This is a genomic window from Priestia sp. FSL R5-0597 (assembly GCF_038006305.1).
GTDB lineage: Bacteria > Bacillota > Bacilli > Bacillales > Bacillaceae_H > Priestia > Priestia zanthoxyli.
Genome location: NZ_JBBOUZ010000001.1, coordinates 3,032,393 through 3,056,143, shown reverse-complemented (window position 1 = coordinate 3,056,143; position 23,751 = coordinate 3,032,393). Strand labels below are relative to the sequence as shown.

The following is a 23,751-nucleotide window of genomic DNA, read 5'->3' as shown; positions in this document are numbered from 1 at the left end:
AGGTACAGCTATGAAACAAGAAACAGCAGGATATCGTACAGAAGCTGATTTTCTAGGAGAAAAACAAATTCCAGCAGACGTATACTACGGTGTACAAACCGCACGTGCCGTAGAAAATTTCCCGATTACGGGTTATAAAGTACATGAAGAAATGATTAGAGCGCTTGCTATCGTAAAAAAAGCGGCAGCGCTTGCAAATATGGATACAAAGCGCTTATATGAAGGTATTGGAAATGCGATTGTGCAAGCAGCTGATGAAATCTTAGTAGGTCAGTGGCATGAATACTTTATTGTGGATCCTATTCAAGGCGGAGCAGGAACGTCAATGAATATGAATGCTAATGAAGTGATTGCAAACCGTGCCCTTGAAATTATGGGAGACAATAAAGGCGAATACGGTAAATTAAGTCCTAACAGCCATGTGAATATGTCTCAGTCAACAAATGATGTATTTCCAACGGCTATCCATATTTCAACGCTGAACTTATTAAATAAACTTCTTGTTACAATGAATGATATGCATGATGTATTTAAACGAAAAGCGCAAGAATTTGATCATGTAATTAAAATGGGCCGTACGCATCTTCAAGATGCTGTACCCGTTCGTCTTGGTCAAGAGTTTGAAGCATACAGCCGCGTGTTAGCGCGCGACATTAAGCGTATCAGCGCGACGCGTGACCACTTGCATGAAGTAAATATGGGAGCGACAGCTGTTGGAACAGGCTTAAATGCAGATCCTCGCTATATTGAAAATGTAGTCAAACACTTAGCCGATATCAGCGGTCTGCCGCTTGTACATGCAGAGCATTTAGTGGACGCTACTCAAAATACAGATGCTTATACAGAAGTATCTGCAGCGCTTAAAATCTGTATGACGAATATGTCTAAAATTGCAAATGACCTGCGTTTAATGGCATCAGGTCCTCGTGCAGGTCTAGGAGAAATCAGCCTTCCTGCTCGTCAGCCTGGTTCTTCAATCATGCCAGGAAAAGTAAACCCGGTTATGGCTGAATTAATCAATCAAATTGCGTTTCAAGTAATGGGAAATGACCAAACGATCTCTCTTGCTTCAGAAGCAGGTCAGATGGAGCTTAACGTTATGGAACCTGTGCTTGTATTTAATTTACTTCAATCAATCAGCATCATGAACAACGGTTTCAGAAGCTTTACGGATCACTGTTTAGCAGGAATTGAAGCAAACGAAACGCGGATGAAAGAATATGTAGAAAAAAGCGTAGGGATTATTACAGCTGTTAACCCTCACTTAGGCTATGAAGTCGTATCGCGTATTGCGCGTGAAGCGATTTTAACAGGAAAACCAATTCGTGAGCTTTGCCTTCAATACGATGTGTTAACAGAAGAGGAATTAGATCTCATTTTAAATCCATTTGAAATGACGAACCCTGGTATTGCAGGAAGTTCATTATTTGATCGTCAATAAAGAGAACGGCTTCCATAAGGAGGCCGTTTTTTTTATAAAGACATTTGCTGAATGACGCGGCGCATTTTCTGAGCTGTTGCAGCCAAGACGTCATCATTTTCAGCATATTCGGGAATTTGCGTATAAAAATCTCCGAAACACTCCTCTTTATATCTCGGAACGATGTGCATGTGAAAATGAGTTAACTCGTTAAACATACCCCCGTTTTGAGAGAGAGTAACTCCGTCTGGAATAAAAAGCGTCTTAACTGCTTTTGTCATTAGCTTCGCTGCATTCATCACGGCCAATATGTGTTCAGTATCGAATTCGTCGATTTCCACTATATGTGCTTTAGGAAGAATTAAGAGGTGTCCTTCGTTAAACGGCTTGTGGTCTAGCAGGCACGTCACAAACGAATCTTCAAATATCATATGCGATTTTTCTTGGTTATTTGCTAATCGACACCCTAAGCAATCTATACTTGGATTCCCCATCATATGTTCTCTCCTTTTTTAAGATAACTAAAGTGTAGCATGAGAAGTATGAGCAGGAATAGATTGAAATATACACAGTTGTTTTTTCGCTTAGTAAAGAGAGCCGGGGTATATGACCTGGGCTATTTGGTTCGTTCTTTTTATTTATAGGCTTTGCTGCTTTATCTAAAATTTACCATGGTTTTAATTGTAAAATAAATATCTTTACAGTATAATGACAGTGTAACAGTTAACTGTAACTAAAAAGGGGGGATTGTTTGAAAACATATACAGGCAAGCAAATTACGGAATTATTAAACAATGAAGGTGCGGACTTGAACCTGCGTACGGTGCGGTATTACACGCAAATAGAAATTGTTCCTCCGCTGGAGCTAGTGGGAAATAAGCGCGTCTATACAGATCAGCATGTTCATTACTTTCGAGCCGCTTTAACATTATCAAAAGCAGGGGAGTCACTAGCTTCCATTCAAGAAACGCTGCGTTCAATGAGTGTGGAAGAAGTGAAAAGTATAGGTGCGCAGCTCCCTCTTTACCAAAGCAAACAAATTCAAAATCAAGAAATGCATCAAGTCAATGAAGATGTGTTTGTCGCTATGAATCGGAATTTATCAGCGGACGTACGGCAAAAAGTAATTGAGTCTGTTACTCAGATTTTAAAGGAGCATTCATCGCATGATTAAATTAGCGGTGGCAAAATCAGTAATGGAAAAAGAAGAAGGAATGAACCACCTATGTATTACATTTGAACGATCGCAAATAAAAGTTAAAAACATCACGATTGATATTCAGCTGCCCCAAGGTTTGTTCAAAACAAGAAACTTAAATGGGTACTGTGAAAACCCACAAGGACAAATCGAAGTAAAACATATTGACGATGAACCTTTATTAATAGAGCTCTACACGGAAGAGACCGTTTTATATCCACAGGCAGAGATTGCAGTTGCGGTGACTTACCGCGATGAACACTTGCATATACAGCAAGAAAGACATTCTCTAATGATTAAATTTACCGATGAAGATTTGATAGGGGATTCATTTTTAAATCAAGAAGTCAGTGCAAAAGTAAAAAAATTTGCTCGTATTAATTCAGTGGAAAGAGGCGGTCACATGAACTTAACTCCCTATGTAGTAGAACAAACAAGTAAAGGAGAGCGTGCCTATGACATTTATTCAAGGCTGTTGCTCGACCGAGTGATTATGCTCACAGGTGAAGTTACGGATGAGGTGGCTACTAGCATTATCGCTCAGCTTTTATTTTTAGATGCAGAAAACCCAGAAAAAGATATTAGCATTTATATTAATTCACCGGGAGGGTCCATTACAGCGGGCATGGCTATTTTTGATACAATGCAGCTTATACGTGCAGATGTAAGTACATTGTGTATAGGGCTAGCAGCATCTATGGGTTCAGTTTTACTAGCGGGCGGTCAAAAAGGGAAACGTTTTGCTCTTCCTAACAGCGAAGTGATGATTCATCAGCCGCTAGGAGGAGCAAAAGGACAAGCAGCTGAAATTGAAATTCGAGCGAAGCGTATTTTGCGCTTAAAAGACCACCTAAATGAACTTCTGTCTGAACGAACAGGACAATCGCTGTCAACGATTAATAAAGACACTGATCGAGATACATTCTTTACAGCGGATAAAGCAAAAGAATATGGCTTGATTGATCAAATTTTAGTTCATCAATAAGGAGGATACCATGTGGAAAAGTCAAATCGTTATTCAGTAGAATATGAATGGGGAAACGTGATTTATTACCAAGAAGTAGAAGCAATGACGATACACGAAGCAAAAGAATACGTTCAACATACAAAAGTAAACGCCGCTATTCGCGCTGTTCATGTCATAGAAGATGTCGAATCGTAACGAAAAACTGGATCCTTTCGGGGATTCAGTTTTTTTGAGCAAATGAAGCAGGGATTTATAGGAAGAAAAGAGAATGCAAAAAGAGATTTAAAAACGAGCAGCTGGTAGCATCATTCAGCAAGAACATCTCATTTCAATTACAAAAAGAAAGGTAGATGTAAATGAAAAAAGTATGGTCTGGATTAGTAGTTCTCATTGCTATTTGTTGGGTGATCACAGGATGTCAGCAAAGCAGTGCTTCAAGCGGTACTGTTGAACAAAAGCTCGTAATCGAAAAATACATAGCCGATAATCAATATGGCCATGCGGTTAAAATGAAAGACCAAAATCAAGTGCAGAAAGTGCAGCAGTGGTTAAAAGATGTATCCTGGAGAGAAGAAAAAGCTGAAATGATTCGAAAACCTAACTACATTCTTCACTTTGAACCGGTAGAAACCAAAAAGGATATAAAGGTACAATCTTACCGGATGTGGGTCAACTTAGACAACGAAACCGTTGAATTAGCTACAGATACACACTACGCACAGTTAAAGGGCAAACAAGCAAGGTCATTTATTGAACTAGTAGAACCGAAATAGAAAGCAGCTATAAAACAATGTCCAATAAAAGCTAAAACTGCATTTGTTCATATTGAAGCTATCTTCACCGATATGCTTGAGGACCTCGAATGGACAGAGGTGCTCATTACTAACGCGCTTGATATGAGGGTGTAGAAATATTAAATGTCAGAGGTGACAAGCAGCAATTATTAAATGTAGCCATAAAGAATTAAACTTACAGGTAGGTCTATTATTAAAACATTTTGCTATAAGAAGTAAGGGAAAAAGAGAAATCAAGACGCTGATTTCTCTTTTTTATTTAGGCGTGTCGATGATTATTATTTCCGCGCATTTTGCGTAAAACAAAACTCACAATTAAAACTAAAATAACAGCACCAATAATAGCAGGAACAATTGCGAATCCGCCGATCTCTGGACCGAAATCTCCAAAAATTAGAGAGCCTAACCATGCTCCAATGAACCCAGCGATGATGTTTCCGATAATTCCACCTGGAACATCTCGTCCTGTTAACACACCGGCGAGCCACCCGATAAGTCCTCCAACAATAAGAGTCCAAATAAATGACATATACCTAACCTCCTTTTTATAGGGAATTCCTTTTCAGTCTTTCCTAAAACACATTTTGTCATGCGACATGCTTGCTGCAAACCCTTTTACATTTTTTCATCTATTTATCATATATGCTAAGATAGCCCAACATTAAATTGAAGAGTTATGTATGAGAATTCACCGTGAATGTAACGATAAAATAAAGGAGAGAAGTTCAGCTTATGTACGTTTTAGATTCAATTTAGCTCATTCTATTCGCAAAAGGGGACATCTGGTTCATTTTTAAAAGCTTTTTCCCTTGGTTTTACTTTTTTTAACGGTATATGTGATATCATTTTAAGTAAACAAATTCTTAACGGGAGAACAATATGGAGTCATTATTATTAGATAAAAAGCTTAAACACATTACGAATTTAATTCTAGAAAAAAAAGAAGAGTTCTCAAAACAAAAACAAGATGAAGACAAAGGTATTCAACAACAGTTAGAACCGTGGCGCGTTCATTTAATTCAAATATACGCTGATTCTGTCTCAACAAATGATACGAAAAACTTTGAAGTGCTTGAGGAATGGGGAAGAGAAGTAGCAAATCTACTTGTTGTCCTTCAGCTTCCGCTGGATGTAGCATTAGAAGAAATCAGCTATTACCGAAATATTATCGGGGAAATTATTAAAGAAGAAGCAAAGACTGAAACATTTACGTTTGATGCCTTCTATCAAGTTATTTCTCGTTTCAACTTAGTAGTGGACAAGGCTGTGCACTGGGTTAGTAAATCATATATGACCGACTTTGCAAACAAAATCCAATCCGCTCGCTATGCAATTGATGAACTTTCAATTCCTGTAGTACGCATTACGAAAGAAATTGGCGTGATTCCTCTTGTTGGCGATTTAGATACAAATCGGGCTCAAATTTTAATGGAAAATGCCCTTCAGCACGGCAGCGAGTACAAGCTAAATTGGTTGATTATTGATTTATATGCGGTTCCAATTATTGATACAATGGTAGCGGACCAAATTTTTAAAGTAATCGGTGCTTTAAGATTATTAGGAATTCAAGTGGTTTTAAGCGGTATCCGTGCTGAAATTGCTCAGACGATGGTGAACTTAGGGTTAGATTTGGCTGATATTACGACTTTCAGTAGCCTTCACCAAGCAGTGGAATATGTTAATCAAGCGGACTAATATAAAACAAAAGCCCATGATATGGTTACATATTCATGGGCTTTTATTGGTAGAAGAAAATTTGAAGTTTATTTAACAAAGCATCTAATGATTGACTAACTTGAAGTGTGTTAGGACTTGTCATTCCTTCACGGACAGCCGTTTGAATCATCAACGTTCGTGTCTGTTCGATTTCTTCTATTAGTATTTGGTACATGGATTTGTCTTTTTGATGGGTTGAAAGCAGCATGTTAATTCCTCTTTTTTTATAGTGATTATGGTTAAATTAACATTAATAGGTTTATTTTTCAATATTATGAAATTAAAAATAGTAAATCTTAAGAATTTTCCATATAAAAAAAGAACCTCTTTTTCAACAGAGGTTCTTTTTCTAATATAATAATTTATTATGCATGTTTATGACTACCACGCATTTTTCTCATAATGAAACTTACGATTAATACTAAAATGATTGATCCGATAATGGCAGGAATAATAGCAAATCCACCTACAACTGGTCCGAAGCTTCCAAAGATAGCTGAACCTAACCAAGAACCGATAAAACCAGCAATAATGTTACCAATAATACCTCCTGGAACGTCTCTTCCCGTAATTAATCCGGCAAGCCACCCAATAATACCACCTACAATAAGTGCCCATAAAAATGACATAAATATCATCCTCCTTTTTAATGATGTATTGCTTATATAGGTTAGTACCCCACTTAAAAGAAAACTATTCATAGAATAACAAAAAAAATAAAAAAACTTGGAAAAGGACTTAAGAACTGGGATAGAGTCATAGAAAATAGACTAACTAGTATATAATAGAAAAAGGAACATAGTTTAGAAGAGAAAGGAGACATGAAGTGAAAATAAAAAATCAAAGCGATATAGTAGAACAGCACTTGATTCAGCACTGGATGTATTTTCAGCATACGAAGAAATCTGTGAAGGTGGATACACCAGAAATGAAATGGATTTCTGCATCTCCTTATAATCGCGGCATATATGCAGGAACCCGTCATATTGAGACTGCGTTAGGGATGTGCTCTTCGGAAGGGGAAGAACCTCTATGGATTGTTGGTCCATCTTCATATGATAACCTTGGTCCAGTTCTTCATAAAAATGGATTTGTTCCTTATGAAAAATGGATCGGAATGATTCAGCACATTCAAGAAAAAGAATACGTACACACAGGAGTAGAAGGGTTTCAATGTAAGCGAGTGCACACAGAAGCTGAATTGAAAGAATGGATAACGGTATACATAGACGGCTATCAAAAACCAAAAGAATATCAAGCTGACTTTCTTGAAAGGTTTAGGGAGCTTATGCAGCACACTGACCAATATCACTTATATTTGGGTCTTTATCACAACCGGCCAGCTGTAGCTGGGTCTCTCTTTTTTTATGACGGTACAGCGGGTTTGTACTGTATCACTACAGCTAGACATATGAGGAGAAAAGGCCTGGCTATCGCCTATTTGAAGGAAGTTCTTACTGAAGCAAAAAAACAGGCAGATACGTGTATTTTGCATGCTACAAGTGCAGGAAAGCCAGCCTATGAAAAACTTGGTTTTACAGCGGTTAACGAATTTGATGTATACAGATGGAGAAATAGAGATGGAAAATAATGTGCTGAAGCTTGTGAAACAAGAGACAAAATTCGACAAAATTTTAAAAAAGTGTAGCTTCCACTTCGTTTTTGGTGTATCCTAGGAAAAAGCAGCAGCATGAGCTAGTGTTGTACATAGAACACAGATAAAAGGAGTCATTATGAAACATTTTTTTAAAACGAGCACGTTTTGGATAGGTTTAGTTGTCGGAATCGCGCTCACATTTGGGGGATATTTTACTGTTACTAGTATTTATGATTATTATTTAGGACGAGAACAGCTGAAAGTATTGACTGCCTCTCAGAAAAACCTTCAAACTGCTTTTAAAGAGTATAATCAGCTTATGGCCGAAAAAAAAACCAAAAAGCAATTTATCAATGAACTCGATGATATTTCAAATACGATAAACTATGAATATAATGAATTAGCTTCCCTTGATCCTACGATGAAAACGATGTATAAGCATACGGGCGTCATCGATGATATGGAACTGATGATTGATAATATCGATAGCATTTATGAATTAACGATGAATGATCACAAAGACGCAACAAAACCGCTTCAAACCTACGTATCTGATTTAATGGAATATGTAGAAAAAGATATGAAAAAAGAAATAAGCATGCTAAGTAAATAGAAAAAAACAGCTGTCTAAACAAATGGGCAGCTGTTTTTTTGTTGATTATAAAAGGAATCTTTTGGTTGCAGGCGAAAGAGTATACTATGCACCCACTCACTTACGTGCACCACGTTCACAAAAAAGGGAGGACATAGTATGAAAAAAGTGGTGGTTATCCTATTTAGTTTATTTTCATTAACCGCATGTCAGGTTCCTACAGCTGAAACGCTTGAAGATCCTTATCCACCCGCTATAAAAATAATAGCCGAAGGCAAAGAAGCCATCATTAAGCCTTTATTTTTTTGCTGGACCGAATGTGAAGCTGATTTTGGCGAACGAAAAAATTTCAGACAAATTGTTATGAAAGATAGTATTCCCGTCTCTCAAGGTGGTCAAGTATCCATTAAAATAGATGGTAAAAAACCTAATGCGCTTTATTACAAACAAATTCGCAATCAGTCTATTTATGAAAACACAGTAGAAAAAAAGGACATAAAAAAAACATCTGCTGCTATTACAGTAGATTCTGCCTCTCACAGTAACAGTGATCGGTATATACTCGTAGCGGACTGGAAAGATAACAACGGGAAAAAGTTAATCGGGCGTGTCTACTATACTCCAGTAAAATTTGAAACGCCATAGATATGGCTCTCTATGTTGTAATAGAGAGCCATATGTTTAACCAATAGAATTAAGTGCTTGTGCAAGAGAAGAAGTAGTTTTAACATGTTCAAATGAAAGCCCTAAGCGAATTGCAGTTTGAGAAATTTCCGGTCGAATTCCAGATAAAATTGTTTGCACACCAATTAAACGAAGAGCTTTTACCAAATTGAAAATCTCTTGTGCCATCATCGTATCAATCGTAGCTACACCGAGCAGGTCAATACATAAATGTTCAACGCCTTTTTCCGAGCATTGCTGAAGCGTGTTTTCTAAAATAAACTGACTTTTGACCGTTCCAATATCCCCCACAAGAGGCAGAAGGGCAACTTTGTTTTGAAGCATGATAACAGGAGAACTTAATTCATTAATTAACTCTTTCTGAGCGTTCAGCTGTTCTTGCGTATTCTTATGATATTCTTGAATAAAGATATAAATAGATAGATCAAAGGCTTTAACAATAATGTCATACCACATAAATATCTTATCCACGCTTACCTCTTCTGGGTGCAAAGAGATAAACTTCTTTAAGTAATTAACGACAATTTTTTGTGAATTAAAATATTCTCGAACGATAAAGTGAAGAGGCGTACTTAAATGCTTTGGATCACGTGCAAGTTCGACCGACCACTGCTGGAAATCGGAAAAAAAGTATTCCTCATCTTTTATAAATACGTCAAATAAATGCTGAAAATAATCTTGATTTTGCTGCTTCAGTTCTTTCACAATTACTGGATTTTTACTCGAATACACGGAGAACTCGTTTTCATCGTCGAGCTGATTGTACCAGTCTTCAGTTAATTGAAGAGAATGTTCTTTAAAAAAATGATATAGGTCCTGATTTCTATGCATGAAGACTCTCCTTACATATGTATAGTCTAATTATTTTATAAATAAAGGCATAAAAGCATCCCCTGATCTAGAGTGAGGATGCTTATAAATAAATCCATTATGAAGCGCATTTATTTTCCTATACGCCTTGTTTTCCCTAACTGTATAATTTCAAACCCAATTTATTAAAAAATAAACATTTTTTAACTAGCCTATTCATACATTTTACCTATTTTTCATAAAGAACCACTTCTTGTGCTTATAGCTTTAGCTTCGGTAAGGCATCTTTAATGCTTTGATAGACTAAAATAAAGGACATGTCATCTTCTATAGTGCTCATATGTATGGCCATGTTAGGAGAAATTCCTGTTAAAACGAGCTGAGTTCCCATGAGCTTCAGCCAATTGTAAATATTAAGAATATCACGGCCGAATGAATCATTAAATTGCGCTAACCCTGATACGTCTAGGATTAAATAACGATCTTTGCTGGTTGTGTTACGCGAGGTGAAACTATTGAATAGCATTTCTATACGCCGTTCGTTTAACGTTCCGATTAATGGAAGAACAGAGATTCCTTCCTCTATTGGCACGATAGGAGTGGATAGTCTTTCAACTTCTTCCAAAGCTTGCTGAAGCTGTTCTTGGGCTGTAATTTCTATGGTAACGTCTTTTTGAACACCGATAAAGTAATATTTATCTTCTTCTTCTATATATGTTGGGTCAATCGTTAGCTGATTATGAAAGAAAGAGCCGTCTTTTCGGTAATTCACAAGCGTAACAGAGACTGACTGATTGCGGCTGATAGCGCTGCGAATTTCATCAACGTGGTGCGGGTTTGTAAGAGGACCTTGTAGAAAACGGCAATTTTCCCCTAATACTTCTTCTTCCTTATAGCCGGTCATAAGGGAAAACCCTTGGTTGAGGTAAATAATTGGATTATCAGGTAAAGAAGGATCCGTCACGATAATGCCAGATTGTGAGCTATGAAGGGCCTTATTTAAAATGGACCATTTTGAATCTTGAGCTTCAGGTGTAGTCAATGCATTCCCTCATTCCTTGGAAATTTTATAAAAATATTGTGACATAAACACGTCAAAAAAACAATTTTCGACGCGTTTGCTTCTAGAGAAAGAATGAAGATAAGGAAAAATATGTTATAATAGTTTCGGGGGCAAAGGGAGTGTGAACAAATGTGATAACAATCAATTTATTTAATGTTAGTTTCTTTGTGATGGCGCTAGTAGGCTTTATCCTCATTTTTTGTTTGCGTATAAAGTTCAAGCGGCCACTATCATTGTTTAAATGGTCTTTTTTGTTCGGAACGGTGCTGCTGTTGCTAAGTTTATACTTGTTTATGGCGACCAGCCAATATATTCATTTGATATGCAATACAATCGGCTCAGTTATGACAGCGCTCTATCTTATCAGTATTATGGGGGGAGCAGAAGAGTCATAAATACATATGTTTGAAAGTCTATTAAAAGTGGAAAATAAGTAGCGATGCTTAAAAGAGAAAGAAACGAACTTACATTCTTTCAGCCGAAATAATGACAACTGGAAAAACACCTCGGTAAAAAATGCCGAGGTGTTTTTCATAAATAAAAGGGAAAGGAGAATATTTAGAGAAATACTAGTCATACTTTACTGAGTGTAGTAAAATTAAAAGTTATTATTCTATTTTTAGGTTGTTGCTATTGGCAACATGTGTTAGTCTAAAAGTGGTATACATTTTAGGCGATCTTGAAAAAGAGAGACGAGAAGCTTTTATTCAAGTTTCTTAAAAGCTTTACGTTTACTGAGGTGAAACAATGAAATCTCAAGTACAAAAATTTGTAGGCTATTTATTAGCTGGTGATCAAGACAGCGCTTGGGAAATTGTGCTGGAAGAAATCCAACAGGGAAAGAACAGCCTAGATATTTATGAAAATTTAATTACAACCGCAATGCGAGTAACTGGAGATATGTGGGAAGAAAATATCATTTCTGTAGCTGATGAGCATGTTGCAACTACGACGTGTGATTATGTGCTAACTCGCTATCGCTTTTATAAAAAAATTCAGGGACACGCTTCAGACACCGCTCCAAGGGCACTGCTTCTATGCTTGGAACAAGAACAGCACTTCATTGGTTTAAAGATGGTGGCTTTATTGTTTGAGGAACATGGTTGGAATACTCGCTTTTTAGGTGCCAATCTACCTCTGGAATACGCTGAGAAAATGGCTATAGAATGGAAGCCGCACATGGTAGGATTATCTGTCAGCATTCCTTATCATATTGAGAGGCTTGCTGAATATACCAAAACTTTGGACAAATTAGAACCAAGACCAACAGTAATGGTAGGAGGGCGTTTAGTTTCTCAAATTGATTTCCATTCTTACTGTTCTGAGCATACACGCCTAATTCCGGATCTTTACCAACTAAATAACTGGTTAATCAGTTATCACAAAGGAGTGGAAGTTAATGTCGATGCTTGAATATGTTCCAATTCCTTACTTTCTAGTGGATACTGAATTTAATATTTTGGAATGGTCGCAACAATCAGGTCATTTATTTAAGCCTTCAGCTAATTTTTTAGATCTTGTAGATGTATTTAGTCAAGAAAAGGCGAGAAAGTTTTTAAGCTTGCGCCAAAAAGATTCTCGAGAATTGTCTGTAGACGAACCCCATGATGAGCAAACGCTTGTCCAAAGCCGAGGCCAGGCTATTCAGAAAGTAGAGCTTGTGATGCAAACCAATGATTCGCCGTATTCACTGTTTGAATGCTTAATTCAATGGGATAGTGATATAGGTCATTTAGTTTGTATTCGCCAAGATGAACGTATACAAGAGCTAACAAATCTTGTTCAAGACCATCGGAAACGATTAGCAGATACAGATTTTGAACTGCTTGAACAAAAAGAACGTCTCGAAAAATCATTACAAAAAATTAAGCAATTGTCCGCTTCTTTTATTAAATTATCCTCTAAAGTAGGGCTTATACCTCTTTTTGGAGACTTAGACACAGCTCTTGTAGCTGAAAATACGTCCATTTTGCAAAACTTTGCACATGAAGGAAATTACACCACGCTTCTATTTGACTTTGGGGGCCTAGATATATTAACAACCGAAGGAATTCAAGCTTTTGCAGGCTTTATGCAGTCCTTCTATCTTATGGGGATTACATGCTATATTATTGGCATGAAACCGCACCATACGGCTGCTTTGAAAAATAGAACGTTTGGTGAACAAATTATTTATATGAATAATCTAAGTGAAATTATTGCTGTGAATAAAAATGTGAGTTAAAAGGGTGGAGGAGAAGAAAGTTATTCTTCTCCTCTTTCTGTATACACTTCTCTTCTTATAATTAAACATCTATTAAAGAATCTTTTTATATTTCAGCTGAAAAAATGGCGTTAAGACGTTAAAGTCCTGTGTCGTTTTTAATTAACGGTATTCAAATGTTTTACGGGGGAATATTTCTACTGGTGCTATCTTTATGTACAGAGCAGATTCATGTTTCGACTATTATGTCTTGGAATGCAGTATGGTCTATTGTATATTTAATTTTTGTTGGTTCAATTGCTGGACACGGCTTATATTATTGGCTAATCGCCCAAACAAATCCGGTTTTTCCATCTACTTGGTTGTATGTATCTCCTTTAATCGCCCTGTTAATCGGCTATGTAGTCTTAAATGAAGCTATCACGCCTTCTATTATTGGCGGAGGTCTTCTTATTTTAATAGGAGTATTTATGGCCAATCGTGAAGCTTTGGGAGTACATTTTTAAAAAAGTGTGTTATTCAAAAAGCAGCTGTAAAACAAGTCGCCATTTGCTGACTTGTTTTTAGTTAATCGCAAGACAAAAAAGATTGAAGAAAGATATAAAAGATGACTAAAAGCCTCTTTCTAATGAAAGAAGAGGCTTTTTTGTTAAGAGTTTGCTGACATCGTATGAGACGGCAAAATGATGTCTTGGTCTACTAGGAAGGATAAAAGTTCTCGTGTAGCATATGACATATAGCGATCTTTTTTCAAAATGATGCCGAGCTCCCACATTGGAGTAGGTGCGGCAATTGGAATACTTTTAATAAAGGGATTATTGATTTTCGGAAACACGGACTTTGGTAAAATAGCAATACCTAATTCAGAAGCAACTAGTTCAATAATCAAATCCCATTGAGAACTTTCGTACGCTATTTTTGGATGAAAACCCGCTTGAATGCACTCATGAATAATGCGATCATGAAGAGAGAAATCTTTGCTGAACAGGACAAACGGCTCTTCTCTAAGCTCGCTCAAAGCAACAATTGATTTAGCTGCCAGGGGATGCTCATGATGAATGTATAAATTAAACTCTTCTTCAATAAACGGATAGACGTGAAAAAGAGGGTTTTGAATAGGCAATACGATAATGCCAAGGTCTACTTGTTCGTTTTCTACAAGTTCGACAATTCGCTTTGCGCCAAGCTCCACAAGCTCTAATTTCACCTGAGGATGTTTTGATGTAAAGTTTTTTGCAATCATCGGGAAAACAACAGTCCCTACTAAAGGAGGAATTCCTACTTTAATATCTCCTGTAGGCAGATTTCGTAAATCATCTAACAGAGCATGCAGCTCGTGAAGAGTGGATACCAGCTTTTGGCTTTGCCCGTACACAATCTGTCCTGCATCGGTTAATGTCAGCTTTCGAGTAGAGCGATCAAAAAGGTCTACGCCGAGTTCTTCTTCTAGTTTTTTTACAATTTTACTTAATGCTGGCTGAGACAAGTGAATTGCAGCTGCTGCTTTCGTGAAACTTTTTTGATTAACTACTTCCATGAAATGTTGCAGTTCTCGAATATCCATAAATTCTCCTCACTAGTATTCTTAGTTTTCATACTATTTATTCTATTTATCTATTTTACTTATGATTCAAATAAATGTAAACTCTTACATAAGGAAGTGAATAGTGATTCATCTAAAAATAGCACATCAAATTCCTCTAAATACGTTAGAAACCCGCATATTTGTAAGCGTTAACAAAAAAGTACCCTCGAAGAAAATCCTAAAAAAATATTTTTTTCTCCCGTAAAACAAAGCCGCGAGCGCAGAAATAACACGTGTTGAAATGTTCATTTTGTATACTGTTCTGACAATTAAGAAAGAGGAATAAAATGGTATAGTGCACCACTAAGGTGAGTCTATTCATTCTGCAAACGAGCCGTACATAAAAAAAAGGGCCGGTTTGTTAAAAATAATTGGGGGAGTGGTTGAGATGACATATGTTAAAGGACTAGAAGGAATCGTTGCAGCTGAAACAAAAGTAGGGCACGTTGATGGAGAGAAAGGTCAGCTGATTTATCGCGGATATTGGGCAAAAGATTTGGCGATCAATTATTCTTTTGAAGAAGTTTCTTATTTAATTTGGAACGGTACGCTGCCAAATCATGATGAGTTAAAAGCATTTAAACAAGAGATGGTGACTCATCGTACGCTTCCAGCTAATATTGTTGCGTTAATGGACTGTTTGCCAAAAGATACAGAAGTGATGAGCGCGCTTCGCACATGTATCTCGGCGTTAGGAGACCCTTCATACAGCTGGCCTCCGACAAAAGAGCAGGCGCTTGCGATTACAGCGGTAACACCTACCATTATTGCCTATTGGTATCGTAAAATGAATGATTTAGAAGTAGTAGAGCCTAACGAGCATTTGGATCATGTAGCAAACTATTTATACATGATTAACGGAGAAATTCCAGATCAAAGTTTGGTTACGGCGCTAAACGCCTATTTTGTTTTGACAATTGAGCATGGAATGAATGCCTCAACCTTCTCATCACGTGTTATTTCATCTACCGAATCTGACATGGTTTCAGCTATATGCGGAGCAATTGGCGCGATGAAAGGTCCGCTTCACGGAGGAGCTCCTTCTGGGGTTATTAACATGTTTGATGAAATTGGAAGTGAAGAGAATATTGAGCCTTGGGTTCGTAAAAAATTAGATAATAAAGAGAAAATCATGGGATTTGGTCATCGCGTTTATCGTACACATGACCCGAGAGCAGAAGCATTAAAAGAAGTATCGAAACAAATTTCAGGAGACAACGGGCTATTTGATTTAATTGTTAAAATTGAAGATAAAACAATTGAATTACTAAATGAATACAAGCCGGGGAGAGGCATTTATACCAACGTAGAATATTTCGCTGCAGCGGTTATGAAAGCGGTTGAGCTTCCGTCTGAACTATTCACTCCGACCTTCACAGCAAGCCGTGTGGTTGGTTGGACAGCTCATGTCGTAGAACAGTCAGAAAATAATCGTATTTACCGACCTCAGTCTGCTTATATCGGTTATACGCCAGTTGAGCAAAATCAATAATAAACCGGATTTCACATAAAAAACGTCGGTAGATCCGACGTTTTTTTCATATGGTTAAATATATTCTTTTTGAGAATAAAATCGCTTTAATAAATAGAATAATCCGACTGCTAAGCATAAACTTGCTGCAGCTAAGCTAGAGGTAATCATGGCGTGTTCACCTTCGGTCGGGGTATGTGAAAGTTTATAGCTGCTGTAGCATAAGAGAGCTGTGATACATAAACAGCAGGAGCTAATCAATCCATACCGCTTTTTGAACCCAATAATAGATAGTAATACAATCAAATAAATCCCGCTCACCATCATCATAATTGGAAACTGAGGGTGGAATTTAATCGTATATAACAAATAATCGATGTGAGAATAGTGATGAACCGCCGAGGACTTTGTTAGCCCTCCGGTCAAACTAGCTGATAAAGGTCCTTCAAGCATCGAAGAGCCGTTACACCAAGTAGCGACTGAGGAAAGTAAAAAAACAAAACAACTTGCGAATAGCTGCGTCATACATTTTATTGACACGTATAGAAAGCTCCTCTCAATAACCATCTTTTGTTAATACAAGTCCGAAAATTATTATAGCAGGTTTTGAAAGTAAAAAAAGCACTATTGGAATGGTTTCATAAAACGTTCATATTTCAAAAGGTTTGTTTTTTCAAAAGAAAGGGAAAAAAGGTGAAACGGAAGATATGAATAGAGGAGAGAGAAAGATGAAGGCAGCAGTGATTTTGAATCCAAACGCAGGAAACAAAAAATTAGTAAATGAAATTGACTTTATATGTGATCGGTTAAACACAGCATTTGAGGCGGTTACTTTATATAAAACAGAGCAACCTGGAGATGGTGCCGAGCTGGTAAGAAAATTGGAAGGCGAAGCGGATGTCATTATTGGAGCAGGAGGAGACGGGACGATTTATGAGTTGATCAACGCTCTTGCTCCGCTGAAGCAACGCCCTGTATTTGCTATTTTACCCGGAGGGACGTGCAACGACTTTTCGCGTGCAATCGGAATGAATCAAAATCCTTTAAAAGCAGTGGAGCAAATTATTGAAAAGCAGACGGAAGCAGTGGATGTTGGAAAACATGGCGAAGATTATTTTTTAAACTTTTGGGGAATCGGTCTCGTAGCTGATGTATCTGAAAATATTTTAGAAGAAAATAAAGAGAAATTTGGTAAGCTCTCTTACTACATGAGCGTAGGTAGAACGTTAAATCAAGCAGAGCCTTTTCAATTAAAAATGACGAGCGAAAAAGCTTCCTATGAAGGAGAAGCAGTTATGGTGTTAATTGGGAACGGTCCTTTTTTAGGAGGAACTCGCGCTATGCTAGGAAACAGCTCATTTCAAGACGGATTATTAGATGTATTCGTTATTAAAGAAATGGGAATCGAGCCGGTTATGGCATGGTTACAAACAACTCCTGATGAGGAACAGCTTGACCCTGAAAGCAACCTTATGCATTTTCGGACAAAAGAAGTCCATATTGAAACCACTCCTGAAAAAACGGTAGATTGTGATGGAGAAAAAGAAACGACAACACCTTCAACGATTACGGTTCTCCACAATCACATAAATATGATAGTAGGAAACAAATAAAAAAAACGCTGAAACTTCAAGCGTTTTTTTTATGAAGACAGCCATCGCGGAGAAGTGAAGAGCATAATCATTATGCTGCTCATCGTAATAACAAGCATGGAGTAGCAAAAAGCTGTAAATCCGATAATATGTAAGCCCACTATCATAATCGTACTGTCTAAGATAAAAATGGTTATTCCTATATTGATTTTCCATTTTTTTGATACAATAATAGCGATTAAATCCAGACCGTCCGAACTGATGCCGTAGCGAAGCATCAGTCCTATTCCCATTCCTACGAGTGTGCCTCCAAGCAATGAGCTAAAGATCAAAGGAAGCTCCAGCGTGCCTTCGAGAATAGACAGCCATTCTGTCATAAAAAAAGAAACAAACAAACCTATACTTCCATAAAAAAAGTTTTGGCGATGACGAAAAAAAGCATATAAATAGACAGGTACGTTCAAAAAGAAAATGGACATTCCGATAGGAGTTCCAAACACATAATATACGATAAGCCCAAATCCTATAAGTCCACCGTCTAGTAAGTGATACGGAGCAATAAACCCGTTTAGCCCTAGTCCAATTAATAAGCTGCCACAGCAAATCGAAACCACTCTCGAAAAAATATTCCTCACCCTATACGTTAAATTTTAATGGGAGTACTCGTCCATCTATGTATATGACAAGCTTAGGTTATTTAGAAGTAAAGAAGAAGAAAAAAGAAAATTATGTAAAAAGTATTGATTCTATAACTCTGATATTCTATAGTTAATCTAACTTCGTTTTCACGACAATTTCTTGATTTTTTACCATACTGTTTAACTGTTTGTATTTTTTAATATATAAAAAAGTTGTGTTCTGTAAAAAGCATACGATTGTAATAAGTCGATAAAAGCAAGCCGTTATATAAAGGGGTTGATTACGTGTAGGATTCTCTTTCTTTTCAGTCATACTAAAAAGAAAGAGGGATTGTCGTGAAAAATCGTTCCGTACTTTTTTTATGGTTTGGTCAAAGCCAAGCTAATTTAGCAGATGTATTATATATTGTTGCGTTAATCAGCATTCTTTACGCTCAAAATAGTTCTCCTGTGCTGCTTTCATGCATTCCGTTTACCATTACGGCTGCTAAGTTTTTGAGCAGTTTTACGGTGCCTTTTCTTATAGATCGCTACAGAGCTAAGCGTATTCTTGTGGTGTCTCAGCTGTTAAAAACCAGTGTTTTGTCTATGTTTTTCTTGTGGCATATGTCGCTTATCAGCATGCTGTGCTGCGTGGCGCTTATTGCTTTTTTCGATGGGTGGGCAGCTCCGGTTCAAAGCTCTATGCTTCCTCATTTAGTAGATAAAGAGAAGCTGTTAAAATGGAACAGTATGTTTAATGTCACGGATCAAACGATTCAAATTGCAGCCTATCCGCTTGGAAGCTTTCTGATTATTAGCTGGGATGCTACCGGCCTTTTATGGCTGTCATTTTCGTTATTTAGTTTGTCACTCGTATTCATGCAGGCCATTCGCATGAACGTTCATTCTTCTAAAACGAAGCAAAAACAAGGGTTAAAAGAGGGATGGAAGCTAATTTGGCATTATCCGCGCCTGCGGGTTTTATTAGTCATGGAGGTTTTAGAAGGGATGGCTGCCGGCGTTTGGGCATCAGCTATTGTCTACGTGTTTGTGAAAGAAATATTAAATAAAAATGAAGCTTGGTGGGGATATATTAACAGCAGTTTTTTTGTTGGAACGGTTCTTGGTGGTTTCGTTTTGCTGAAGATTTCAGTTGAGCAAGAGAGAAGTCTTTATCATATTGTAATACTAGGCAGTCTTTTTTCAGGTTTCTTTACATTATTGTTCGGAGTGATATCTGTGCCGTTTCTTTCCCTTTTACTTAGTTTTACTATTGGCATTGCCCTTCAAATAAGCGCTACGTGTTCTTACACGCTTACACAAACGGCCGTTCCTTTAGAAAAGCTTCCTAAGGTGCTTTCCGCTACGCTGAGCGTTTCATATGTGACGTTTGGACTTTCGGTGCTGCTGCTTGGCGCTGTTGCTTCGCTAAATGTGACGGCGGCGTTTCTAACGGCAGGAGGACTGATTGTAATCAGCGGCTGCGTAGGTTTATTCTTACGAAATTATGCGCTTGCTAACTAAAAAAGGTTGCTGTTTGCAACCTTTTTTTAAAACAGCGTATTTTCTCTCCTCAACCATAAGCCGTATAAGGTTGTTTGCTTTAAATATCCCCTTGTGTAAAAGTAGGGAGCTTTTCACGAAAACGAAAGGAAAAAAAGTATAGCTATCGAATTATGTTAAGAGCGTTGAGCTAAAAGGAGTGATTAAATGGTTGTCATTCGACAGGCGGTTGAAACTGATCGAGAGCGACTGGCTACGTTAATGCAAGAATATATAGTGAAATTCTGCGAGCAGCCTGACCCTTCCCGGAAAGCTTTAACTTTACATATTAAGCGTCTATTGAATAATCCTTCCTACGGTATCCAGTTTGTTGCTGAATTGGAAGGGAAACTAGTAGGTTTTGCGACGGTGTACGTATCGTGGAGCACCCATTATTTTAAAGAAACAGGCGTCTTAAAAGATTTGTACGTATCTCCTTTAAACAGAGGAAATAAAATTGGTGAACGTTTGTTTAAGATTTGCCTTGCCTATTCTCAAAAGTATGAGTTTGCAGGAATGACCGCTGAGTGCAGCAGTGAAAATAAAGTTGCTCAAAACCTTTATCAAAAAATGAACGGTAAAGAAAATGCAGGGGTTCAATACCGTTTTTTTTAAGAGAAGTACAGCTTTTACTTTTAAGACTTCTACTAAATGGCAAAAATATGTTATAGTATGAAAAGTGAAATTGATGAAAATGTCGGTGGGCTATATGTTAGATGATGGTATGAATAGTAGGGGGAAGTTGGACTAGCTGTTTGAAAGGCGGCCATCCTATTTTTAGTATAGCCGCAAGGAAGGAGCAGGACCTTGAAAAAAAATCCAATCTTAAACGCGTGGAAAATAGTAACTGCGACGAGCGGTTTTTTACTTGCGCTGTTTATCTTTAAAGTCCGAAAAGGAAGATAACCATATAAAAAAAGCTCCTCGATTGAGGAGCTTTTTATTATTTAGTAATAGGAAACGTCAAGGGAGTCACTGTTGATAAAGAATCTCGGTAAGAATGATAGGTGAAATAATGACGTGTTGGACTATAAATAGTCATGTAAAGTAAATAATCATATTTCGTTTCCATATAGAAAAAAACGCCGTCTTCGTGGAGTGCATAGAAAGAGTACGAAATCCCGAGCAGCGTTTGCTTTTGTACGCTTGCGCTTGGATTTTCTTTAATCCATTCATACAGTTCAAAAACACTCACTCCTGGTGAAGATTGCAGCGTATGTACTTTGTCATATAACTTATCAGATACATCCGAAACCGACTGTTTTAATTGGTTAAATAAGTTGGACATTTGTTCTTTCATTGTGGTGATCTCCTTTACGGGTAGTCAGCTATTAGCATGCTCAGAGAAATTCACGCTTATGTATAGTTAGTGAATGGCTGATTTGAATTTGCCGCCCTGCGCTTCTTGGGTATCCATAATGGTTGTAAATGCCTGTGGATCAATTTCAGAAATAATGGTTTTAAGCTTGGTAATTTCTAAACGCGTCACAACTACGTATATGACTTCTTTTTCTGTACCTTCAAATCCGCCTTTACCATACAGTTTCGTCACGCCGCGGCCTAGACGATGCGTAATAGCGTCTGATAGCTCTTCATAGTGATTTGACACAATAAAAGCTGCTTTTGTTTCATCAAGCCCTTGAATGATCGCATCGATTGTCTTAGACGCAATATAGTACGTAAGGATTGAGTACATGGCCTGTTCCCAACCTAGCACGAACCCTGCCCAAGCGAAAATGAAGATATTTAAAAACATCACAAATTCACCCACAGAAAACGGGATTTTTTTTGTTAATAAAATACCTAAAATCTCAGTTCCATCTAACGCTCCACCGTGACGAATGACCGTTCCTACACCTGCTCCTAAAAGGAGCCCGCCAAATACGGTAGCAAGAAGCGGTTCAGATGTTACAGCTGGAACATGGTGCAATTGAGATTCTACAATGGATAAAGCAACAACTGCAAACATAGATGAAAAGCAGAAGCTACGACCAATTTGTTTGTATCCACTATATAAAAAAGGGAGATTAAAGATGATGATAAGTAGACTGAACGGCAATTTCGTTAAGTAAACTAAAATTAGAGAAATACCGATAATACCGCCGTCAATTACGGAATTTGGGACTAAAAATAATTCGATAGAAACGGCAGCCAAGGAAGCTCCAATTAACATCATAATGTAGCGATAAATGAGCCGACCTGCCTTTTCCTTTTTGTGCTGTTTCGTTGTCATAAAATCTTTCCTTTCAACATACTGCCTATACGCAACTCTTACTAGTATAACTAAGTCTTGGGAACTCTATCCAATTATCTACTTTAAAAAAGACTAGCCAGAATAAACAAAATCCTGTTAAATTAAACGGTAGACATTTGCTGAAATAAAGGAGCTGTACATATGATAAACGTTTATATTCCACCGCTTCAAACAAGCGCTGGCGAAAAAGCGGCACGCTATATTGATACATTAACCAAACCGATAGGAAGCCTTGGAAGGCTCGAAGAAATAGCAGTTGAATTAGCGGCCATGACAGGGGAAGCTTTTCCGACAGTCACGCCGCCAGGAGTCCTCGTTTTTGCAGGCGATCATGGAATTGTACAAGAAGGAGTTTCAGCTTATCCTCAAGACGTAACGGCACAAATGGCGCTGAATTTTTTGCAGGGAGGAGCAGCTATTAACGTGTTTAGTGGGCAAATAGATGCCCAGTTCAAACTGATTGACATCGGCATTGCTTCTGACCTTTCCCATAAGGATCTTGTACAACGCAAAGTGAAGCTGGGCACAGCAAGTTTTTATAAAGAAGACGCGATGACGCGCAGTGAGGCAGAATTGGCTGTTCAAGTCGGATATGAAGAAGCTGAAGAGCTTATTGCCCAAGGAATTAAATGTTTGATTGTGGGAGAAATGGGCATCGGAAACACTACGTCAAGCACGGCTATTTTAGCTGTATTGACAGGAGAAAAAGTCTCTAAGCTTGCAGGAATGGGCACAGGGATTTCTGACGAACAGCTGCGCCACAAAGTGAAGGTAATTGAAGAAGCGCTGCAAAACAGGCACATCAACCCTCAGGATCCAATTGATATTATTAGTAAAATAGGGGGGCTTGAAATTGCAGGGATGACAGGTGCTATGCTGGCGGCAGCTGCTCACCGTATTCCTATTTTAATAGATGGTTTTATTTGTACAGTTGCAGCTCTTCTAGCGACAGAAATCAATACACAAGCAAGAGACTATATGTTTGCTAGTCACGAATCTGTTGAACAAGGTCATGCGTGTGCAATGAAGCTTCTTGGCAAGAAACCGCTTCTCAACCTCAATCTTCGGTTAGGTGAAGGAAGTGGAGCTGCTGTTACATTTCCGCTGCTGCACTCGGCTTCGCTGATGATTGCTAATATGGCTACGTTTCAATCTGCGGGAGTGTCTGAGAAAGAATAAACTTAGAAAAAAATAAACCTAAAAAAGACATGGGAACAAAACCATGTCTTTTTTCTTTATTTTATAAAAAAATCTTATATTTTTAACATCATAAACCAATAAACGCTAAAGCTAGCACCTGTTAAAATAAATGATCCAATAATTAACAATACCAGTGCAACGCGTCGTTTAATCGCTTGAATTTCTCTATCTTTTGGCAAACGTCCCATTGGTCTTCCTCCATTATGTAAATATTTCACGTATTTTCCTATTTTACTCCGCTTTAAAAAGAGAGAACATATGTCAAAGTTACTAAAAAACAAATTATTTTACAAAAAAATTGTATCCACGTTACAGCAGGGCAAAGAATACGTATTTTTTCAGTTAGAAAAGGACTGCTCTAAAGGTTTACTTACATGGCAACAACCTTTATCATATAACTGACTATACTATGATGTTATCCAAAGTTGGAAGAAATCTCAATA

General features: G+C 37.6%; 29 protein-coding genes and 1 pseudogene. 18 read left to right on the top strand and 12 right to left on the bottom strand.

The annotated features are described in order from the left end of the window. Positions 1 to 10 precede the first annotated feature (10 nt). The gene (gene aspA / locus MKX72_RS15650) at positions 11 to 1,441 is read left to right on the top strand and encodes an aspartate ammonia-lyase (RefSeq protein WP_155007969.1); all 1,431 of its coding nucleotides are present in this window, start codon (positions 11 to 13) and stop codon (positions 1,439 to 1,441) included. Between the two features lie 32 nt (positions 1,442 to 1,473). On the opposite strand, the gene MKX72_RS15645 is transcribed toward aspA, so the two are convergent. Then, positions 1,474 to 1,917, bottom strand: a complete 444-nt coding sequence (locus tag MKX72_RS15645) for an HIT family protein (RefSeq protein WP_084595970.1) — start codon at positions 1,915 to 1,917, stop codon at positions 1,474 to 1,476. Positions 1,918 to 2,171: 254 nt separating this feature from the next. Here MKX72_RS15645 and MKX72_RS15640 point away from each other — a divergent pair, with 254 nt between their 5' ends. The 4 genes from MKX72_RS15640 to MKX72_RS15625 all read left to right on the top strand — a co-directional run bounded on the left by MKX72_RS15640 (position 2,172) and on the right by MKX72_RS15625 (position 4,358). Next, positions 2,172 to 2,594 (top strand): MerR family transcriptional regulator, encoded by a 423-nt coding sequence (locus MKX72_RS15640; RefSeq protein WP_155007970.1) that lies wholly within the window; start codon positions 2,172 to 2,174, stop codon positions 2,592 to 2,594. 427 nt (positions 2,595 to 3,021) lie between these two features. Next, positions 3,022 to 3,603 carry an ATP-dependent Clp endopeptidase proteolytic subunit ClpP gene (gene clpP, locus MKX72_RS15635; protein ID WP_155008244.1) on the top strand — a complete coding sequence of 194 codons (582 nt, stop codon included), beginning with the start codon at positions 3,022 to 3,024 and terminating at the stop codon, positions 3,601 to 3,603. 12 nt (positions 3,604 to 3,615) lie between these two features. Further along, positions 3,616 to 3,780 (top strand): hypothetical protein, encoded by a 165-nt coding sequence (locus MKX72_RS15630; protein ID WP_165573521.1) that lies wholly within the window; start codon positions 3,616 to 3,618, stop codon positions 3,778 to 3,780. A 161-nt stretch (positions 3,781 to 3,941) separates the two neighbouring features. Further along, a complete protein-coding gene (locus MKX72_RS15625) occupies positions 3,942 to 4,358 on the top strand; it encodes a hypothetical protein (RefSeq protein WP_028414382.1) in 417 nt (138 codons plus the stop codon). A gap of 280 nt (positions 4,359 to 4,638) precedes the next feature. Here the strand turns inward: MKX72_RS15625 and MKX72_RS15620 are convergent, their stop codons facing one another. Continuing rightward, on the bottom strand, positions 4,639 to 4,908 hold the full coding sequence (locus MKX72_RS15620; RefSeq protein ID WP_013083843.1) for a GlsB/YeaQ/YmgE family stress response membrane protein: 270 nt from the start codon (positions 4,906 to 4,908) through the stop codon (positions 4,639 to 4,641). A gap of 350 nt (positions 4,909 to 5,258) precedes the next feature. Here MKX72_RS15620 and MKX72_RS15615 point away from each other — a divergent pair, with 350 nt between their 5' ends. Further along, positions 5,259 to 6,074 (top strand): STAS domain-containing protein, encoded by an 816-nt coding sequence (locus MKX72_RS15615; RefSeq protein WP_155007971.1) that lies wholly within the window; start codon positions 5,259 to 5,261, stop codon positions 6,072 to 6,074. 43 nt (positions 6,075 to 6,117) lie between these two features. On the opposite strand, the gene MKX72_RS15610 is transcribed toward MKX72_RS15615, so the two are convergent. Both MKX72_RS15610 and MKX72_RS15605 read right to left on the bottom strand, forming a co-directional pair. Next, on the bottom strand, positions 6,118 to 6,303 hold the full coding sequence (locus MKX72_RS15610) for an aspartyl-phosphate phosphatase Spo0E family protein (RefSeq protein WP_028414380.1): 186 nt from the start codon (positions 6,301 to 6,303) through the stop codon (positions 6,118 to 6,120). 157 nt (positions 6,304 to 6,460) lie between these two features. Further along, complete coding sequence (locus MKX72_RS15605) at positions 6,461 to 6,724, bottom strand: GlsB/YeaQ/YmgE family stress response membrane protein (protein WP_013083841.1); 264 nt, start codon at positions 6,722 to 6,724, stop codon at positions 6,461 to 6,463. A 197-nt stretch (positions 6,725 to 6,921) separates the two neighbouring features. Here MKX72_RS15605 and MKX72_RS15600 point away from each other — a divergent pair, with 197 nt between their 5' ends. From MKX72_RS15600 to MKX72_RS15590, 3 genes are all read left to right on the top strand, one after another. Beyond that, positions 6,922 to 7,686: a GNAT family N-acetyltransferase gene (locus MKX72_RS15600; protein ID WP_155007972.1), complete on the top strand. Its 765-nt coding sequence runs from the start codon at positions 6,922 to 6,924 to the stop codon at positions 7,684 to 7,686. Positions 7,687 to 7,828: 142 nt separating this feature from the next. Beyond that, a complete protein-coding gene (locus tag MKX72_RS15595) occupies positions 7,829 to 8,305 on the top strand; it encodes a hypothetical protein (RefSeq protein WP_014459392.1) in 477 nt (158 codons plus the stop codon). A gap of 138 nt (positions 8,306 to 8,443) precedes the next feature. Further along, complete coding sequence (locus tag MKX72_RS15590; protein ID WP_155007973.1) at positions 8,444 to 8,929, top strand: hypothetical protein; 486 nt, start codon at positions 8,444 to 8,446, stop codon at positions 8,927 to 8,929. A 36-nt stretch (positions 8,930 to 8,965) separates the two neighbouring features. Here MKX72_RS15590 and MKX72_RS15585 read toward each other — a convergent pair whose 3' ends face one another. Both MKX72_RS15585 and MKX72_RS15580 read right to left on the bottom strand, forming a co-directional pair. After that, complete coding sequence (locus MKX72_RS15585; protein ID WP_034270201.1) at positions 8,966 to 9,799, bottom strand: STAS domain-containing protein; 834 nt, start codon at positions 9,797 to 9,799, stop codon at positions 8,966 to 8,968. A 238-nt stretch (positions 9,800 to 10,037) separates the two neighbouring features. After that, positions 10,038 to 10,820 carry a PAS domain-containing protein gene (locus MKX72_RS15580; protein ID WP_033580591.1) on the bottom strand — a complete coding sequence of 261 codons (783 nt, stop codon included), beginning with the start codon at positions 10,818 to 10,820 and terminating at the stop codon, positions 10,038 to 10,040. 152 nt (positions 10,821 to 10,972) lie between these two features. Between MKX72_RS15580 and MKX72_RS15575 the strand changes: the two genes are divergently transcribed. The 4 genes and pseudogenes from MKX72_RS15575 to MKX72_RS15560 form a co-directional block, all read left to right on the top strand. Beyond that, on the top strand, positions 10,973 to 11,236 hold the full coding sequence (locus tag MKX72_RS15575; RefSeq protein WP_155007974.1) for a hypothetical protein: 264 nt from the start codon (positions 10,973 to 10,975) through the stop codon (positions 11,234 to 11,236). A 352-nt stretch (positions 11,237 to 11,588) separates the two neighbouring features. After that, a complete protein-coding gene (locus MKX72_RS15570; protein WP_033580592.1) occupies positions 11,589 to 12,254 on the top strand; it encodes a cobalamin B12-binding domain-containing protein in 666 nt (221 codons plus the stop codon). Continuing rightward, complete coding sequence (locus tag MKX72_RS15565) at positions 12,241 to 13,065, top strand: STAS domain-containing protein (protein ID WP_029714452.1); 825 nt, start codon at positions 12,241 to 12,243, stop codon at positions 13,063 to 13,065. Before MKX72_RS15570 ends, MKX72_RS15565 begins: the two co-directional genes overlap by 14 nt. A gap of 134 nt (positions 13,066 to 13,199) precedes the next feature. Next, positions 13,200 to 13,550, top strand: a pseudogene (locus tag MKX72_RS15560) (EamA family transporter); the annotation flags it as partial. Between the two features lie 143 nt (positions 13,551 to 13,693). Here MKX72_RS15560 and MKX72_RS15555 read toward each other — a convergent pair. After that, positions 13,694 to 14,608 (bottom strand): LysR family transcriptional regulator, encoded by a 915-nt coding sequence (locus tag MKX72_RS15555; RefSeq protein ID WP_013083830.1) that lies wholly within the window; start codon positions 14,606 to 14,608, stop codon positions 13,694 to 13,696. A 409-nt stretch (positions 14,609 to 15,017) separates the two neighbouring features. On the opposite strand from MKX72_RS15555, the gene MKX72_RS15550 reads away from it, so the two are divergent. After that, positions 15,018 to 16,121, top strand: a complete 1,104-nt coding sequence (locus MKX72_RS15550) for a citrate synthase/methylcitrate synthase (RefSeq protein ID WP_033580593.1) — start codon at positions 15,018 to 15,020, stop codon at positions 16,119 to 16,121. Between the two features lie 54 nt (positions 16,122 to 16,175). Here MKX72_RS15550 and MKX72_RS15545 read toward each other — a convergent pair whose 3' ends face one another. After that, complete coding sequence (locus MKX72_RS15545) at positions 16,176 to 16,640, bottom strand: DUF4306 domain-containing protein (protein WP_235918740.1); 465 nt, start codon at positions 16,638 to 16,640, stop codon at positions 16,176 to 16,178. A gap of 188 nt (positions 16,641 to 16,828) precedes the next feature. Between MKX72_RS15545 and MKX72_RS15540 the strand changes: the two genes are divergently transcribed. After that, the gene (locus MKX72_RS15540; protein ID WP_028414373.1) at positions 16,829 to 17,713 is read left to right on the top strand and encodes a diacylglycerol/lipid kinase family protein; all 885 of its coding nucleotides are present in this window, start codon (positions 16,829 to 16,831) and stop codon (positions 17,711 to 17,713) included. A gap of 29 nt (positions 17,714 to 17,742) precedes the next feature. On the opposite strand, the gene MKX72_RS15535 is transcribed toward MKX72_RS15540, so the two are convergent. Continuing rightward, complete coding sequence (locus MKX72_RS15535) at positions 17,743 to 18,306, bottom strand: YitT family protein (protein WP_028414372.1); 564 nt, start codon at positions 18,304 to 18,306, stop codon at positions 17,743 to 17,745. A gap of 360 nt (positions 18,307 to 18,666) precedes the next feature. Between MKX72_RS15535 and MKX72_RS15530 the strand changes: the two genes are divergently transcribed. Both MKX72_RS15530 and MKX72_RS15525 read left to right on the top strand, forming a co-directional pair. Further along, a complete protein-coding gene (locus tag MKX72_RS15530; protein ID WP_033580596.1) occupies positions 18,667 to 19,836 on the top strand; it encodes an MFS transporter in 1,170 nt (389 codons plus the stop codon). Positions 19,837 to 20,022: 186 nt separating this feature from the next. After that, positions 20,023 to 20,469 carry a GNAT family N-acetyltransferase gene (locus MKX72_RS15525; protein ID WP_033580597.1) on the top strand — a complete coding sequence of 149 codons (447 nt, stop codon included), beginning with the start codon at positions 20,023 to 20,025 and terminating at the stop codon, positions 20,467 to 20,469. 328 nt (positions 20,470 to 20,797) lie between these two features. On the opposite strand, the gene MKX72_RS15520 is transcribed toward MKX72_RS15525, so the two are convergent. Continuing rightward, positions 20,798 to 21,154 carry a hypothetical protein gene (locus tag MKX72_RS15520; protein ID WP_033580598.1) on the bottom strand — a complete coding sequence of 119 codons (357 nt, stop codon included), beginning with the start codon at positions 21,152 to 21,154 and terminating at the stop codon, positions 20,798 to 20,800. Between the two features lie 66 nt (positions 21,155 to 21,220). Next, positions 21,221 to 22,087, bottom strand: coding sequence for a YitT family protein (locus tag MKX72_RS15515; RefSeq protein ID WP_033580599.1), 867 nt, complete (start codon positions 22,085 to 22,087; stop codon positions 21,221 to 21,223). Positions 22,088 to 22,249: 162 nt separating this feature from the next. On the opposite strand from MKX72_RS15515, the gene cobT reads away from it, so the two are divergent. Next, on the top strand, positions 22,250 to 23,287 hold the full coding sequence (gene cobT / locus MKX72_RS15510; protein WP_049165408.1) for a nicotinate-nucleotide--dimethylbenzimidazole phosphoribosyltransferase: 1,038 nt from the start codon (positions 22,250 to 22,252) through the stop codon (positions 23,285 to 23,287). Between the two features lie 74 nt (positions 23,288 to 23,361). Here the strand turns inward: cobT and MKX72_RS15505 are convergent, their stop codons facing one another. Then, positions 23,362 to 23,526 carry a hypothetical protein gene (locus MKX72_RS15505; protein WP_155017376.1) on the bottom strand — a complete coding sequence of 55 codons (165 nt, stop codon included), beginning with the start codon at positions 23,524 to 23,526 and terminating at the stop codon, positions 23,362 to 23,364. Between the last annotated feature and the right edge of the window lie 225 nt (positions 23,527 to 23,751).